Here is a 13,571-nt window from a genome sequence, read left to right as displayed (position 1 = left end):
GCTCAGAACTCAGGTGAAGCGATGCAGGCGCAATTGATCGCGCTCGATTGGGGGACCAGCTCCCTTCGTGCTTACAAACTCGGCCCGGCGGGTGTGGTGCTGGAACAGCGCGCGCTGGCGTCCGGCATCATGCACTTGCCCAGCGAGCCCCGGGATATTGCCGGCGTGCGCTGCAGCGATGGCTTCGAGTTGGCGTTCGATGCGGCGTGCGGCGACTGGCTCGACGCCGAGCCAGCCTTGCCGGTGATCGCCTGCGGCATGGTCGGCAGCGCGCAGGGCTGGAGCGAAGCGGCTTATCGCAATACCCCCGTGGACGTCGCGAGCCTCGGCAAGGCCTTGCACACCGTGCGCAGCCTGCGCGGCGTGGCGGTGCACATCGTGCCGGGTGTGATCGAGCAGGTCGGCTTGCCCAACGTGATGCGCGGTGAAGAAACCCAGGTGCTGGGCGTGCTGCAAAGCCTACCGAGCACCGCTGAAGTCTTGATCGGCCTGCCCGGCAGCCATTCCAAATGGGTCGAGGTGGTCGACGGTTGCATCACTCACTTCGACACCTTCATGACCGGCGAGCTGTTCGCGGTACTGAGCAAGCACAGCATTCTCGGGCGTACGCAAAAGGTCGCCGAGCAGTTTCAGGCCGACGCGTTTGATCGCGGCGTGCAGGTGGCGCTCTCCAGGGACGGCCAGCGTGGCGTGCTGTCGACGCTGTTCAGCGCACGCGCCCTGGGCCTCACCGCCGAACTCGCCCCGGAGCAACAACCCGATTACTTATCTGGCCTGCTGATCGGCCATGAACTCGCCGGCTTGCCTGGCCACGCCAAGCAAACGCCGATCATCCTGGTCGGTGCTGGCGCCCTCTGCGCCCGCTACCAACGTGCCCTCGCCTTGTGCGGTTTCGCCCACGTCAGCCTGGCGCAGGAAGCGACCGAGCGTGGCCTGTGGCAATTGGCCGTGGCGGCCGGGCTCACTCAACCTGCAACGGAGGCCTGACATGCTCAAGCAAGCACTCGCACAAAACGGTTTGATCGCGATTCTGCGCGGGGTACGACCGGACGAAGCCCAAGCCATCGGCCAAGTGCTGTACCAGGCGGGCTTTCGGGTGATCGAAGTCCCGCTGAACTCGCCCGACCCGTTCACCAGCATCCGCACCTTGCGCGACAGCCTGCCCGCCGATTGCCTGATCGGTGCCGGCACGGTGTTGACGCCCGAGCAGGTCGAGCAGGTGCAGGCCGCCGGTGGCCAGGTGATCGTCATGCCCCACAGCGATGCCAAGGTGTTGCGCGCGGCGAAAGCCGCCGGCCTGTACCTGTCGCCCGGCGTGGCCACGCCTACCGAAGCCTTCGCCGCCTTGGCCGAAGGTGCCGACGTGTTGAAGCTGTTCCCGGCCGAGCAAATGGGCCCTTCGGTGATCAAGGCGTGGCTGGCGGTATTGCCGGCCGGCACGTTGCTGCTGCCGGTGGGCGGTATCACCCCGGACAACATGCAGGTGTTCATCGACGCCGGCGCCAAGGGCTTCGGGTTGGGGTCGGGATTGTTCAAACCGGGTATGACAGTGGATCAGGTAGCGAGCCGCGCCCAGGCTTATGTCGCCGCCTGGAAAGCCCTGAGCTGATATCAAGTTCCGCGCCTGCAGGCGCCGCATCTATAAGAGAGATAACAGATGAAAATCACCAAACTGACGACCTTCATCGTCCCGCCGCGCTGGTGCTTCCTCAAGGTCGAGACCGACCAGGGCGTCACCGGCTGGGGTGAACCCGTGGTCGAAGGCCGCGCCCACACCGTGGCTGCTGCGGTCGAGGAACTGTCCGACTACCTGATCGGCAAAGACCCACGCAATATCGAAGATATCTGGACCGTGCTCTATCGCGGTGGCTTCTACCGAGGCGGCGCCGTACACATGAGTGCCCTCGCCGGTATCGACCAGGCGCTGTGGGACATCAAGGGCAAGGCCCTCGGTGTGTCGGTCAGCGACCTGCTCGGTGGCCAGGTGCGTGACAAGATCCGCGTGTATTCGTGGATCGGCGGCGACCGCCCCGCCGATACCGCGCGCGCTGCCAAAGAGGCCGTGGCCCGTGGTTTTACTGCGGTGAAAATGAATGGCACCGAAGAATTGCAGTTCGTCGACAGCTTCGAGAAAGTCGACCTGGCCCTGGCCAACGTCGCGGCCGTGCGCGATGCAGTCGGCCCTAATGTCGGCATCGGCGTCGACTTCCATGGCCGGGTGCACAAGCCCATGGCCAAGGTGCTGATGAAAGAGCTGGACCCGTACAAACTGATGTTTATCGAAGAGCCGGTGCTCAGTGAAAACTACGAAGCCCTCAAGGAACTGGCACCGTTGACCAGCACGCCCATTGCCTTGGGCGAGCGCCTGTTTTCGCGTTGGGACTTCAAGCGCGTGCTCAGCGAAGGCTACGTCGACATCATCCAGCCGGATGCTTCCCATGCCGGCGGCATCACCGAAACCCGCAAGATCGCCAACATGGCCGAAGCCTACGACGTGGCCCTGGCCCTGCACTGCCCGTTGGGCCCGATTGCCTTGGCGGCCTGCCTGCAACTGGATGCGGTTTGCTACAACGCGTTTATCCAGGAGCAAAGCCTGGGCATTCACTACAACGAGAGCAACGACCTGCTCGACTACGTGCGCGACCCGGGCGTGTTCGACTATGACCAGGGCTTCGTGAAGATCCCCAACGGGCCAGGCCTGGGCATCGAGATCAACGAGGAATACGTGATCGAACGCGCGGCCATCGGCCACCGCTGGCGCAATCCGATCTGGCGGCATGCCGACGGCAGTTTTGCCGAGTGGTGATATTGACCTGAAGGGACCTGTTCGAATGTAGGAGCTGGCCTGCGATAGCGGTCTGCCTGTGCCAGATGAGTCAGCGGTCGCACCGCCATCGCAGGCAAGCCAGCTCCCACATTGACCGCGTCGACCCGTCCTCAATAAACATAACAAGAGGCAACCCCCATGCACCCTGAATCCTTCACCGGGCGGGCATCTTTAGTCACGCCTACCCGAAAGCGCTTCTTCATCATGGTGCTGCTGTTTATCACCGTGGTGATCAACTACCTCGACCGCAGCAACCTGTCGATTGCCGCCCCGGCACTGACCAGTGAACTGGGGATCGACCCGGTGCACGTCGGGCTGATCTTTTCCGCGTTCGGCTGGACCTATGCCGCCATGCAGATCCCTGGCGGCTGGCTGGTCGACCGCGTGCCGCCCCGCATTCTCTACACCGCTGCCCTGCTGCTGTGGTCGATCGCCACCGTAATGCTCGGGTTTGCCGCCAGTTTCATCGCGCTGTTTGTGCTGCGCATGGCCGTCGGCGCCCTGGAGGCGCCGGCCTACCCGATCAACAGCCGTGTGGTCACCACCTGGTTTCCCGAACGCGAGCGCGCCACTGCGATTGGCGTCTATACCTCCGGGCAGTTTGTCGGGCTGGCCTTTCTCACGCCGGTCCTGGCGTGGCTGCAGCACGCGTTTGGCTGGCACATGGTGTTTGTCGCCACCGGTGGCGTCGGCATCCTGTGGGCAGTGATCTGGTACGCGGTGTACCGCGAGCCGAAGGATTTCAAAGGCGCCAACGCCGCTGAAATCGACCTGATCCGCGAAGGTGGCGGGCTGGTGGACATGCAGGCGCAAGCCACAAAGGCGCCGTTCAGTTGGGTCGACCTGGGCATCGTGCTGAGCAAGCGCAAGCTCTGGGGCATCTACCTCGGGCAGTTCTGCCTGAACTCGACGCTGTGGTTCTTCCTGACGTGGTTCCCGACGTACTTGGTGAAATATCGCGGCATGGACTTCATAAAGTCCGGCCTGCTGGCGTCGCTGCCGTTTCTGGCTGCGTTTGTTGGGGTGCTCTGCTCGGGGATATTTTCCGACTGGCTGATTCGTCGTGGGGCGTCGGTGGGTTTCGCACGCAAATTGCCGATCATCGGTGGATTGCTGATTTCCACGGCGATCATCGGCGCCAACTACGTGGACTCGACGGCATGGGTGATTGCGTTCCTGGCGCTGGCGTTTTTCGGCAATGGCCTGGCGTCGATCACCTGGTCGCTGGTCTCGACCCTGGCGCCTGCGCGTCTGCTCGGGCTGACGGGAGGGGTGTTCAATTTCATCGGCAACCTGTCGGCGATTGCCACGCCGATCGTGATTGGCTTTTTGGCCAGCGGCGATTCGTTTGCGCCGGCGATCACCTACATCGCGGTGCTGGCGTTGCTCGGTGCGCTTTCCTACGTGCTGCTGGTGGGTAAGGTCGAGCGTATTGAACTGAATGAATAGCCTGTGGGGGATGGGTGTTTGGCGCTGATGGGGGCTTCTCTACCAGGTGAGCCTTTGTAGCAGACAGGCTCCCTGTGGCAAGCCCGCACCCTATGGCAAGCCCGCATCCTGTGGTGAGCCCGCATCCTGTGGCGAGCGGGCTTGCCCCGCGTTGGGGTGCGAAGCGCCCCCAAAATCTGTCGACGCGTTATTCCTGAAATACCGCAGTAGCTTCTCTATTGGGGCTGCTGCGCAGCCCAACGCGGGGCAAGCCCGCTCGCCACAGGATGCGGGTTTGCCCCAGGAAGCGGGCTGGTCACAGGGAGTCTTCTTGCACAGGGTGCGGGCTTGTCACAGGGAGTCTTCTTACACAGGAAGCGGGCTTGTCACAGGGAGCCTGCTTGCCTTGCAAGCTCCCCCTGTCCCTCGGTTTCAGTTGAGGACGCCGTCGAGGATCTCGTAGACGATGCCGGTACCCACCGCAATCAACACCACGTCCGGGCCGGAGCGGCGCCATTCGTAGCCTGGATACACCGGCAGGCGCGCCAGCGCTCGGTTGTCCAGGCGTTCGCCGTAGTAGCCACGGGGCAGTGGTTGGCCGCGTACCAGGCGCACATTCGGCGGCGGTGGGGCGCCGCGCGCGAACTGACCATGGTTGTCGTGGATGATCTGCCGCACCGGGCCAAAGTCCTGGGGCGGGCCGCCGCGACGGTTGTCCTGTGGGCCGCGGTGGTCGTCGCCATGTTGCTCGTGCTGGCCTTGCGGGCCGCCACGGTCTGGGCCGCCTTGGTCGTAAGGCGCGGCTTGCGCCAGGGCACTTGCGCCGAGCATCAGCACGCCGAGACCAGCTATCAAGCGTTTAGGCATTTTCATGGGGTGTTTCCTCAGTACTGCACGAACAAAAAAGGGACCTCGAACGAGGTTCGAAATCCCTTGGTCTTGTCAGTTTAGGTACTGAATCGACGGTATGATTCCTCTGTATCAGGAACTTTACCTACCGCTTACGAGCCGCTTACTTACGGGCGTTGCGGACACCTTCCGACAGTGCCGCGCAGAGGCCCAACACGCCATCAATCGCTTGCTGATCAGTTTTGGCATTCGCAATGTGATCGATCAAGGCCGACCCCACCACGACACCGTCTGCCAGGCGCGCGATGGCGGCAGCTTGTTCCGGCGTGCGGATACCAAAACCGATGCTGATCGGCAGGTCGGTATGCCGGCGCAGGCGGGTTACGGCTTCCTCGACATGCTCAAGGGTCGCCGCGCCGGCGCCGGTCACACCGGCCACCGATACGTAGTACACAAACCCGGAGCTGCCGTTGAGCACGGTAGGCAGGCGCACATCATCGGTGGTCGGCGTGGTCAGGCGGATAAAGTCGATACCCGCAGCCTGGGCCGGGTCGCACAGCTCGCCGTTATGCTCGGGCGGCATGTCGACCACGATCAGGCCGTCTACACCGGCTTGCTTGGCATCGGCGATGAACTGCGGCACACCATATTTGTGGATCGGGTTGAAGTAACCCATCAGCACCAGCGGCGTCTCGGTGTTGTCCTTGCGGAACTCACGGACCATCTGCAGGGTTTTCGCCAGGTTCTGCTTGGCGGTCAGTGCGCGGATGTTGGCCAGTTGGATGGCCGGGCCGTCGGCCATCGGATCGGTGAAGGGCATGCCCAGCTCGATCACATCGGCGCCGGCTGCCGGCAAGCCCTTGAGGATCGCCAGCGAGGTGTCATAACCCGGGTCGCCAGCGGTAACGAAGGTCACCAGGGCCGCGCGGTTTTGTTCTTTCAGTTGCGCAAAACGTGTTTGCAGGCGGCTCATTTAGTGTTTCTCCTGCTGAGATGGCTCTTGTGAAGCCTGTTCCATGTGGTGCATCACGGTTTGCATGTCTTTGTCGCCACGGCCGGACAGGTTCACCACCATCAGGTGATCCTTGGGCAAGGTCGGAGCGCGCTTGAACACTTCAGCCAGGGCGTGGGCGCTTTCCAGTGCAGGAATAATCCCTTCCAGGCGGCAGCATTTGTGGAACGCGTCGAGGGCTTCGTCGTCGGTCACCGAGGTGTACTGGACGCGGCCGATATCATGCAACCAGGCGTGTTCCGGGCCGATGCCGGGGTAGTCCAGGCCAGCGGAAATCGAGTGGGCGTCGATGATCTGGCCGTCGTCGTCCTGCAGCAGGAAGGTGCGGTTGCCGTGCAGTACGCCGGGTACGCCGCCGTTGAGGCTGGCGGCGTGCTTGCCGGTCTCGATGCCGTGGCCGGCGGCTTCAACGCCGATGATCTCGACGCTGGTGTCATCCAGGAACGGGTGGAACAGGCCCATGGCGTTGGAACCACCGCCGATGCACGCGACCAGGCTGTCCGGCAGGCGGCCTTCCTGGGCTTGCAGCTGGGTGCGGGTTTCCTTGCCGATGACGGCCTGGAAGTCGCGCACCATCGCGGGGTACGGGTGCGGGCCGGCCACGGTGCCGATCAGGTAGAAGGTGCTGTCGACGTTGGTGACCCAGTCGCGCAGGGCTTCGTTCATTGCGTCCTTCAGGGTGCCGGTGCCGGCGACGACTGGAATCACTTCAGCGCCCAGCAGCTTCATGCGGAACACGTTGGCCTGCTGGCGTTCGATGTCGGTGGTGCCCATGTAGATCACGCACTGCAGGCCAAACCGTGCGGCAACGGTGGCAGTGGCCACGCCGTGCATGCCCGCACCGGTTTCAGCGATGATGCGTTTCTTGCCCATGCGCCGCGCCAGCAGGATCTGGCCGATGCAGTTGTTGATCTTGTGCGCGCCGGTGTGGTTCAGCTCTTCGCGCTTGAGGTAGATCTTGGCGCCGCCGCAGAACTCGGTCAGGCGTTCGGCGAAGTAGAGTGGGCTCGGGCGGCCGACGTAGTCGCGCTGGAAGTAGGCCAATTCCTCGTTGAACGCCGGATCGATCTTGGCCGCTTCGTATTCGCGGGCCAGGTCGAGGATCAACGGCATCAGGGTTTCGGCGACGTAGCGGCCGCCGAACGCGCCAAACAGGCCGTTGGCATCAGGGCCGTTGCGCAGATCGGTCTGGGACTGAGTCATGGGACGCTCCAGGTAGGAATTTGGGTAACCAGCAATGACGGTCACTCTACCCCTCACATCCCGCAGTGAAAACCGATAAGATCGCCGTAACCTGTCAGGAAAACTCACAGATGAGTCGAGACCTTCCGCCCCTGAATGCCTTGCGTGCGTTCGAAGCCACCGCCCGGCTCAACAGTGTCAGCCAGGCGGCCGAGCAATTGCATGTGACCCATGGTGCCGTCAGCCGCCAGTTGAAGGTGCTGGAAGAGCACCTGAGTGTCAGCCTGTTCGCCAAGGATGGACGCGGCCTTAAACTCACAGATGCCGGCGCCCGGCTGCGTGATGCCAGCGCTGAAGCGTTCGAGCGTCTGAGAGATGTCTGCGCCGAACTCACCCAGGCCAGCGCCGACGCACCCTTCGTGCTGGGCTGCTCGGGCAGTTTGCTGGCGCGCTGGTTGATTCCGCGCCTGGGTCGTTTGAATGCCGACTTGCCGGACTTGCGCCTGCACCTGTCGGCGGGTGACGGCGACCTCGACCCCAGGCGCCCCGGCCTGGACGCTTTGCTGGTGTTTGCCGAGCCGCCGTGGCCGGCGGACATGCAAGTGTATGAACTGGCCAGCGAGCGTATCGGCCCGGTGATGAGCCCGCGTTTTTCCGGTTACGAGCGCTTGCGCCAGGCGCCGCCGCAAGCGCTGTGCGCAGAAGCCTTGTTGCACACCACTTCCCGCCCGCAGGCCTGGCCCAGTTGGGCGCAGCAACACGGCATCGCGCCCGGCATGTTGAAACACGGCCAGGGGTTTGAGCATTTGTATTATTTGCTGGAGGCGGCGGTGGCAGGTCTTGGGGTCGCGATTGCGCCGGAACCGCTGGTCGCAGAGGATCTGCGCGCGGGTCGCCTGGTGGCGCCGTGGGGCTTCAGTGAAACCCCGGCGCACCTGGCGTTGTGGCTACCCAAGCGCGCCGCAGATGGGCGCGCCGGGCAACTGGCGCAGTGGCTCAAGGCTGAGCTGGCGCACCAGGATGTTTAGTCGCCGCGTTTGCACAGCAGGTAAGCCGCCAGCAGGCCCAGTGCGCCAACGGCGACGCCGGCGGTAGTCCATGGGTGCTCTTGTGCGTAGTCCCGGGTCGCAACACCGGTTTCGCGGAGTTTGACTTTGCTTTCTTCGTACGCGTCGCTGATCAGGTGGCGGGAGTGCTTGAGGGCATTCTCGGCATTGCTTTTCAGGGCCTTCAGCGTTTTGCGCGACTCATCGGACGCATCGTCCTTGAGGCTCTCAAGCGACTTGAGCAGGCTCGAAATCTCGGCTTCCATGCTTTCCAGCGACGCTTTGCGTAAAGAAGTGTTGGCCATGTGGACTCTCCTGAAATGATTGAGTGGCAGGTGTAGATACCGACTGCGCCCGTTTCAGAAAGTGCAGTAAATCTGAACTTTCAGGTAGGAACGGTCGCCAGAAGCATTACGAACATTGACTGCTACGCTCACTAGAGACCTCAGGAGAAACGCTATGTCTGATCATCACACGTACAAGAAAGTCGAACTGGTTGGCTCGTCGGCGACCAGCATTGAAGATGCGATCAACAACGCCCTGGCCGAAGCCAACAAGAGCATCAAGCACTTGGAATGGTTCGAGGTGACCGAAACCCGTGGCCACATCAAGGACGGCAAGGCCGCGCACTTCCAGGTCACCCTCAAAGTCGGGTTCCGAATTGCCAGTAGTTGATCACGTCGGTTGAACTTGCCGACTGGCCGATTGCCATAACCTGCGCTACAACCAATGGGTGCCGAGGCGAAAGCGTCGGCACGCTCTTTTCGATCAGCGCAAGGAAAGTAACGGATGAAGAAGTTCTTGTTAGCGGTAGGTTTGTTGAGCATTGCGGGCACTGCCCTGGCGGCGGGCAAGCCTTGTGAAGAGCTGAAAAGCGAAATTGCAGCGAAAATCGACGCCAAGGGCGCTTCGGGTTATTCGCTGGAAGTCGTGGACAAGGGCGCAGCGCCGAGCGATCACACAGTGGTCGGCAGCTGCGAAGCCGGTACCAAGGAAATCGCCTACAAGCGCGGGTGATCCCGTGCTTCACTTATAAAATCGACGCACTTGTGGCGAGGGAGCTTGCTCCCGCTGGAGGGCGCAGCACTGCCTTTTTCGGCGGCGCTACGCAGCCCAGCGGGAGCAAGCTCCCTGGCCACAGGTGCGTCGTTTTTTTTCGCCTGAAGTTTTAGCCCTTCATCAACTGTGCCAGCAGCTCGTAGGAATGAATCCGATCGGCATGCTCGTACAGGTCGCAGGTAAAGATCAGCTCGTCAGCGCCGGTCTGTTCGACCAGCACCTCCAGTTTGGCGCGAATCTTCGCCGGGCTGCCGACCATGGCCAGGCCCAGGAAGCTGCCTACCGCATCTTTTTCATGCGGTAGCCACAGGCCGTCCATGGTTTTCACCGGCGGGCGCTGCACCAGGCTTTGCCCGCGCATCAGCGCAAGGATGCGCTGGTATACGGAGGTGGCCAGGTAGTCCGCCTGCTCATCGGTGTCCGCCGCGACCAGTGGAATGCCGAGCATCACGTAGGGTTTGTCGAGCACGGCTGATGGCTTGAAGTGATTGCGGTACACGCGAATCGCTTCATGCATCAGGCGCGGTGCGAAATGGGAGGCGAAGGCGTAGGGCAAGCCGCGCTCCCCCGCCAACTGGGCGCTGAACAGACTGGAACCCAGCAGCCACACCGGCACATTGGTGCCGGTGCCCGGTACGGCGATCACCCGTTGGTCGGGCGTGCGTGGGCCCAGGTAGGCCATCAGCTCGGCGACATCTTCGGGGAAGTCATCCGCGCTGCCCGAGCGCTCACGGCGCAGGGCGCGGGCCGTCATTTGGTCGGAACCGGGCGCGCGGCCCAGGCCCAGGTCAATACGGCCCGGGTAGAGACTTTCCAAGGTGCCGAACTGCTCGGCGATCACCAGCGGTGCATGGTTGGGCAGCATGACGCCGCCGGAGCCGACGCGAATTGTCGAGGTACCGCCAGCCAGATAGCCCAACAAGACCGAAGTAGCCGAGCTGGCGATTCCGTCCATATTGTGATGTTCCGCCACCCAGAAACGGTTGTAGCCGAACTTTTCCACGTGCTGGGCCAGGTCCAGGGAATTGCGTAACGACTGCGCCGGACTGCCGTTGGCCCGCACGGGCACGAGGTCGAGGGTCGAGAACTTTACGTCGGACAGCGATTTCATAAGCCTGCTTCTCCAATGGGGGCGCAGGCTTCATAGACGAACCAAAACCTGCCGCTTCATGTGCATGTCCTATGCAATGAGGGCATATACCCGAGATTCAATAGCTGGCCCGAAATTTCCTACTTAATCGCTAGGTTTCTCTTACAAGTGAACTTTGCCAAAGCTTCTATCCTCAGAACCTTACTGACGCAAAACCACCGTTCGAGGAGAAAGCTATGAGTATTGTTAAAAAGGCATCCGCGCATTGGGAAGGTGATCTGAAGACTGGCCTGGGTTCCATTTCCACGGAAACCGGCGTGCTGCGCGAAGCCCCCTACGGCTTCAAGGCGCGTTTCGAAGGCGGCAAGGGCACCAACCCTGAAGAACTGATCGGTGCGGCGCACGCCGGCTGTTTCTCGATGGCGTTTTCGATGATTCTCGGTGATGCCGGCCTCAAGGCTGACAGCATCGACACCCAGGCTGAAGTGACCCTGGACCAGGTCGATGGCGGCTTTGCGATCACTTCTGTGCATTTGATCCTCAAGGCCAAGATTCCAGGCGCGAGCCAGGCGCAGTTCGATGAACTGAGCAAGAAAGCCAAGGAAGGGTGCCCGGTATCGAAAGTGCTGAATGCGAAAATCAGCCTGGATGCCACCCTCGTAAACTGACACCGCTACCTGTAGGTCGCCGGCAAGCCGGCGCCTGCAGGTGTTTTTGGGTGGCGCCAAAACATCTGCGTTAAATCAGAACTCGTGTTTCACCGATGTGGTCCTATAGCCTATGCAGCCTTAGACGCACACCCGTGCGCAATGCATTCAGGGAGCTTCACACATGAAACGTTTTGCCTTGGCGATCATCTGCGGTGTTTTGGCCACTTCGGCCGTGGCCGCGCCAAAAGACTGCGAAGAGCTCAGGAAAGAGATTGAGGTCAAGATCCAGGCGAACGCTGTTCCGTCCTACACCCTGGAAATTGTCAGCAAGGAAGAAGCCGACAAGCACGACTCCGCCATGGTCGTCGGCAGCTGTGAGAACGGCACCAAAGCCATCGTCTACCAGAAGAACAACGACTGATCAGAGGCAGTTGACGCTGCGTTCTTCGGCCAGCAATTGGCGGGCGGCGTTGTACAGGCGGATATTCGGCGTGTAGGCCAATGAGCGCCCTTCCAGGCTATAACGTTGGCCGGCTTCGAAATGGTCGTACTGCAAGGTAATGAAGCACGTCCGATCCGTCGTTTGTCCAAACCCGCTGAAACTGCCGCCGGTCGGCACTTCGAAATCAAAGCGCACCATCAACTCATGACTGCCGGGCGGGACCTGGAAGTAGCGCCCGTCGGGGAGGTTCTTGCCGTCCAGGCGCTGGGCCATCACCAGTTTGGCACCCGGTGTCGGGGTGGCGAAATCGATCCAGGCCTGGTGCGGGTCAACCGGCGGGATCGGGGTGTAAGCACACGCACTCAGGAACAGCGCGGTGACGGGGAGCAAGAGCTGACGCATGGCAGGCACTCATCGCAGGGAAAGAATTGAGCCTGGCGCGCACGGCAACAGACTCGCTATGAGTATAAACACGTCACGCCATGGAAAAATTCCGTATAGGCAGGATAGTCTGGCGAGCAAATCAGCCAGGAGTGGTCGGGGCATGGTCAGGCGTTTTCTTGCAGGGGCAGTGGTTGTGTTGCTCAGCGGCTGTTCCAGCCTCAGTTATTACAGCCAGTTGGCCAGCGGACAATGGCAATTGTTGCGTGCCCGCGAGCCGGTGGCCGAGGTCATCGCCGACCCGTCCCGCCCACAGTCACTGCGTGAGCACCTGGTGCAATCGCAAAAAGCGCGGACATTCGCCAGCGAGCACCTGCACCTTCCTGACAACCAGAGTTACCGGTTGTACGCCGATATTGGCCGGCCTTACGTGGTCTGGAATGTGTTTGCCACGCAGGAATTTTCCCTGTCGCCTGAGACCCACTGTTTCCCCATTGCCGGTTGCGTGGCCTATCGCGGCTACTACAACCAAGGTGCGGCGCGCGGTGAGGCGGCGCTGTTGAAGCAACAGGGCATGGATGTCTCGATCGGTGGCGTCGAGGCCTATTCCACCCTGGGCTGGTTCAACGACCCGATCATGAATTCGATGATGAACTGGGGTGACGAGCGCCTGGCCACGCTGATCTTCCACGAGTTGGCGCACCAGCGTTTCTATGTGAAGGATGACACCGAGTTCAACGAGTCATTCGCCAATTTCGTCGAACAGGAAGGCACCCGCCAATGGCGCGCGGCACGGGGCCTGGCGCCCCTCAGCGACTCGGCGGTGGCGCAGCGTGACCAATTCACCCGGCTGATCCTCGAGACCCGTCACCGCCTGGAAAAACTCTATGCGCAGCCCCTGTCTGGCGAGGTGATGCGTCAGGCCAAGGCGGCGGAATTCGAGCGTTTGCGCAGTGATTATCGGCAACTGCGTGATAGCCAGTGGGGCGGCGACAAGCGTTATGACGTGTGGATCAACCAGCCGATGAACAATGCGCGGTTGCTACCGTTTGGGCTGTATGACCAATGGGTGCCGGCGTTTTCGGCGTTGTATGCGCAGCAGGGCGGGGATTGGCTGAAGTTTTATGCGGCGGTCGAGCAACTGGGGCGGCTGCCGCAGGCGCAGCGCAAGGCGGCGTTGAGGCAGTTGGAGGGTACGGGGCCATCAGGGCCTCTCGCAGGCAAGCCAGCTCCCACAGAGGGATCCGGGTATGGCTCGGGGCCTCGGGTGTAAGAAGATCCAATGTGGAAGCTGGCTTGCCTGCGAAGGCGGTGGGTCAGGCATGCACGGCATCAACTGCCAGCCCGCCTTCGCGAGCAAGCCCGCTCCCACAGGGGGATCCGGGTATGACTCGGGGCCTCGGGTGTATGACGTCCAATGTGGGAGCTGGCTTGCCTGCGAAGGCGGTGGGTCAGGCATGCACGGCATCAACTGCCAGCCCGCCTTCGCGAGCAAGCCCGCTCCCACAGGGGGCTCCGGGTATGACTCGGGGCCTCGGGTGTATGAAGACCCAATGTGGGAGCTGGCTTGCCTGCGGAGGCGGTGGGTCAGGCATGCACGGCATC

At 62.0% G+C, this 13,571-nt stretch carries 16 protein-coding genes; 10 read left to right on the top strand and 6 right to left on the bottom strand.

From position 1 onward, the window contains the following. Nucleotides 1–21: 21 nt before the first annotated feature. From C9990_RS31295 to C9990_RS31280, 4 genes are all read left to right on the top strand, one after another. A complete protein-coding gene (locus C9990_RS31295) occupies nt 22–987 on the top strand; it encodes a 2-dehydro-3-deoxygalactonokinase (protein WP_106805557.1) in 966 nt (321 codons plus the stop codon). A 1-nt stretch (nt 988) separates the two neighbouring features. Beyond that, nucleotides 989–1,609 carry a 2-dehydro-3-deoxy-6-phosphogalactonate aldolase gene (locus tag C9990_RS31290; protein WP_106805556.1) on the top strand — a complete coding sequence of 207 codons (621 nt, stop codon included), beginning with the start codon at nt 989–991 and terminating at the stop codon, nt 1,607–1,609. 48 nt (nt 1,610–1,657) lie between these two features. Further along, nucleotides 1,658–2,806, top strand: coding sequence for a galactonate dehydratase (dgoD, locus tag C9990_RS31285; protein WP_003170741.1), 1,149 nt, complete (start codon nt 1,658–1,660; stop codon nt 2,804–2,806). A 159-nt stretch (nt 2,807–2,965) separates the two neighbouring features. After that, nucleotides 2,966–4,276 carry an MFS transporter gene (locus C9990_RS31280; RefSeq protein ID WP_106805555.1) on the top strand — a complete coding sequence of 437 codons (1,311 nt, stop codon included), beginning with the start codon at nt 2,966–2,968 and terminating at the stop codon, nt 4,274–4,276. A 411-nt stretch (nt 4,277–4,687) separates the two neighbouring features. On the opposite strand, the gene C9990_RS31270 is transcribed toward C9990_RS31280, so the two are convergent. From C9990_RS31270 to trpB, 3 genes are all read right to left on the bottom strand, one after another. Then, nucleotides 4,688–5,128, bottom strand: a complete 441-nt coding sequence (locus C9990_RS31270) for an anti-virulence regulator CigR family protein (protein WP_065902741.1) — start codon at nt 5,126–5,128, stop codon at nt 4,688–4,690. 139 nt (nt 5,129–5,267) lie between these two features. Continuing rightward, nucleotides 5,268–6,077, bottom strand: coding sequence for a tryptophan synthase subunit alpha (gene trpA, locus C9990_RS31265; protein ID WP_106805554.1), 810 nt, complete (start codon nt 6,075–6,077; stop codon nt 5,268–5,270). Beyond that, on the bottom strand, nt 6,078–7,319 hold the full coding sequence (trpB, locus tag C9990_RS31260; protein ID WP_106805553.1) for a tryptophan synthase subunit beta: 1,242 nt from the start codon (nt 7,317–7,319) through the stop codon (nt 6,078–6,080). Nucleotides 7,320–7,429: 110 nt separating this feature from the next. Between trpB and C9990_RS31255 the strand changes: the two genes are divergently transcribed. Next, on the top strand, nt 7,430–8,326 hold the full coding sequence (locus tag C9990_RS31255; protein WP_106805552.1) for a LysR family transcriptional regulator: 897 nt from the start codon (nt 7,430–7,432) through the stop codon (nt 8,324–8,326). On the opposite strand, the gene C9990_RS31250 is transcribed toward C9990_RS31255, so the two are convergent. Continuing rightward, nucleotides 8,323–8,649 (bottom strand): YqjD family protein, encoded by a 327-nt coding sequence (locus C9990_RS31250; protein WP_003233664.1) that lies wholly within the window; start codon nt 8,647–8,649, stop codon nt 8,323–8,325. The genes C9990_RS31255 and C9990_RS31250 overlap by 4 nt on opposite strands. Nucleotides 8,650–8,803: 154 nt before the next feature. Between C9990_RS31250 and C9990_RS31245 the strand changes: the two genes are divergently transcribed. Both C9990_RS31245 and C9990_RS31240 read left to right on the top strand, forming a co-directional pair. Continuing rightward, complete coding sequence (locus C9990_RS31245) at nt 8,804–9,019, top strand: dodecin (RefSeq protein ID WP_003187305.1); 216 nt, start codon at nt 8,804–8,806, stop codon at nt 9,017–9,019. A 114-nt stretch (nt 9,020–9,133) separates the two neighbouring features. Further along, complete coding sequence (locus C9990_RS31240) at nt 9,134–9,361, top strand: DUF1161 domain-containing protein (protein WP_025854355.1); 228 nt, start codon at nt 9,134–9,136, stop codon at nt 9,359–9,361. Nucleotides 9,362–9,512: 151 nt separating this feature from the next. On the opposite strand, the gene C9990_RS31235 is transcribed toward C9990_RS31240, so the two are convergent. Continuing rightward, entirely contained in the window at nt 9,513–10,514 is a 1,002-nt protein-coding gene (locus tag C9990_RS31235; protein WP_065902748.1) for an LLM class flavin-dependent oxidoreductase, read from the bottom strand. 215 nt (nt 10,515–10,729) lie between these two features. Between C9990_RS31235 and C9990_RS31230 the strand changes: the two genes are divergently transcribed. Both C9990_RS31230 and C9990_RS31225 read left to right on the top strand, forming a co-directional pair. Beyond that, nucleotides 10,730–11,161 carry an OsmC family protein gene (locus tag C9990_RS31230; RefSeq protein WP_106805551.1) on the top strand — a complete coding sequence of 144 codons (432 nt, stop codon included), beginning with the start codon at nt 10,730–10,732 and terminating at the stop codon, nt 11,159–11,161. 163 nt (nt 11,162–11,324) lie between these two features. Beyond that, nucleotides 11,325–11,564: a DUF1161 domain-containing protein gene (locus C9990_RS31225; protein WP_010207769.1), complete on the top strand. Its 240-nt coding sequence runs from the start codon at nt 11,325–11,327 to the stop codon at nt 11,562–11,564. Here the strand turns inward: C9990_RS31225 and C9990_RS31220 are convergent, their stop codons facing one another. Next, complete coding sequence (locus tag C9990_RS31220) at nt 11,565–11,987, bottom strand: hypothetical protein (RefSeq protein WP_065902750.1); 423 nt, start codon at nt 11,985–11,987, stop codon at nt 11,565–11,567. 142 nt (nt 11,988–12,129) lie between these two features. Here C9990_RS31220 and C9990_RS31215 point away from each other — a divergent pair, with 142 nt between their 5' ends. After that, a complete protein-coding gene (locus C9990_RS31215) occupies nt 12,130–13,239 on the top strand; it encodes an aminopeptidase (RefSeq protein WP_106805550.1) in 1,110 nt (369 codons plus the stop codon). Nucleotides 13,240–13,571 lie beyond the last annotated feature (332 nt).

It is taken from the genome of Pseudomonas sp. S5D5, from assembly GCF_003013355.1.
Lineage (GTDB): Bacteria > Pseudomonadota > Gammaproteobacteria > Pseudomonadales > Pseudomonadaceae > Aquipseudomonas > Aquipseudomonas aylmerensis.
The sequence above is the reverse complement of the archived record's forward strand: the minus strand, read 5'-3'. Positions and strand labels throughout refer to the sequence as shown.

What these genes read in the sequence shown, in the direction of transcription:
- C9990_RS31215 (WP_106805550.1), top strand. Translation starts at nt 12,130, where the DNA reads ATGGTCAGGCGTTTTCTTGCAGGGGCAGTGGTTGTGTTGCTCAGCGGC.
- C9990_RS31240 (WP_025854355.1), top strand. Translation starts at nt 9,134, where the DNA reads ATGAAGAAGTTCTTGTTAGCGGTAGGTTTGTTGAGCATTGCGGGCACT.
- C9990_RS31220 (WP_065902750.1), bottom strand. Translation starts at nt 11,987, where the DNA reads ATGCGTCAGCTCTTGCTCCCCGTCACCGCGCTGTTCCTGAGTGCGTGT.
- dgoD (WP_003170741.1), top strand. Translation starts at nt 1,658, where the DNA reads ATGAAAATCACCAAACTGACGACCTTCATCGTCCCGCCGCGCTGGTGC.
- C9990_RS31270 (WP_065902741.1), bottom strand. Translation starts at nt 5,128, where the DNA reads ATGAAAATGCCTAAACGCTTGATAGCTGGTCTCGGCGTGCTGATGCTC.
- trpB (WP_106805553.1), bottom strand. Translation starts at nt 7,319, where the DNA reads ATGACTCAGTCCCAGACCGATCTGCGCAACGGCCCTGATGCCAACGGC.
- C9990_RS31255 (WP_106805552.1), top strand. Translation starts at nt 7,430, where the DNA reads ATGAGTCGAGACCTTCCGCCCCTGAATGCCTTGCGTGCGTTCGAAGCC.
- trpA (WP_106805554.1), bottom strand. Translation starts at nt 6,077, where the DNA reads ATGAGCCGCCTGCAAACACGTTTTGCGCAACTGAAAGAACAAAACCGC.
- C9990_RS31235 (WP_065902748.1), bottom strand. Translation starts at nt 10,514, where the DNA reads ATGAAATCGCTGTCCGACGTAAAGTTCTCGACCCTCGACCTCGTGCCC.
- C9990_RS31290 (WP_106805556.1), top strand. Translation starts at nt 989, where the DNA reads ATGCTCAAGCAAGCACTCGCACAAAACGGTTTGATCGCGATTCTGCGC.
- C9990_RS31230 (WP_106805551.1), top strand. Translation starts at nt 10,730, where the DNA reads ATGAGTATTGTTAAAAAGGCATCCGCGCATTGGGAAGGTGATCTGAAG.
- C9990_RS31280 (WP_106805555.1), top strand. Translation starts at nt 2,966, where the DNA reads ATGCACCCTGAATCCTTCACCGGGCGGGCATCTTTAGTCACGCCTACC.
- C9990_RS31295 (WP_106805557.1), top strand. Translation starts at nt 22, where the DNA reads ATGCAGGCGCAATTGATCGCGCTCGATTGGGGGACCAGCTCCCTTCGT.
- C9990_RS31245 (WP_003187305.1), top strand. Translation starts at nt 8,804, where the DNA reads ATGTCTGATCATCACACGTACAAGAAAGTCGAACTGGTTGGCTCGTCG.
- C9990_RS31250 (WP_003233664.1), bottom strand. Translation starts at nt 8,649, where the DNA reads ATGGCCAACACTTCTTTACGCAAAGCGTCGCTGGAAAGCATGGAAGCC.
- C9990_RS31225 (WP_010207769.1), top strand. Translation starts at nt 11,325, where the DNA reads ATGAAACGTTTTGCCTTGGCGATCATCTGCGGTGTTTTGGCCACTTCG.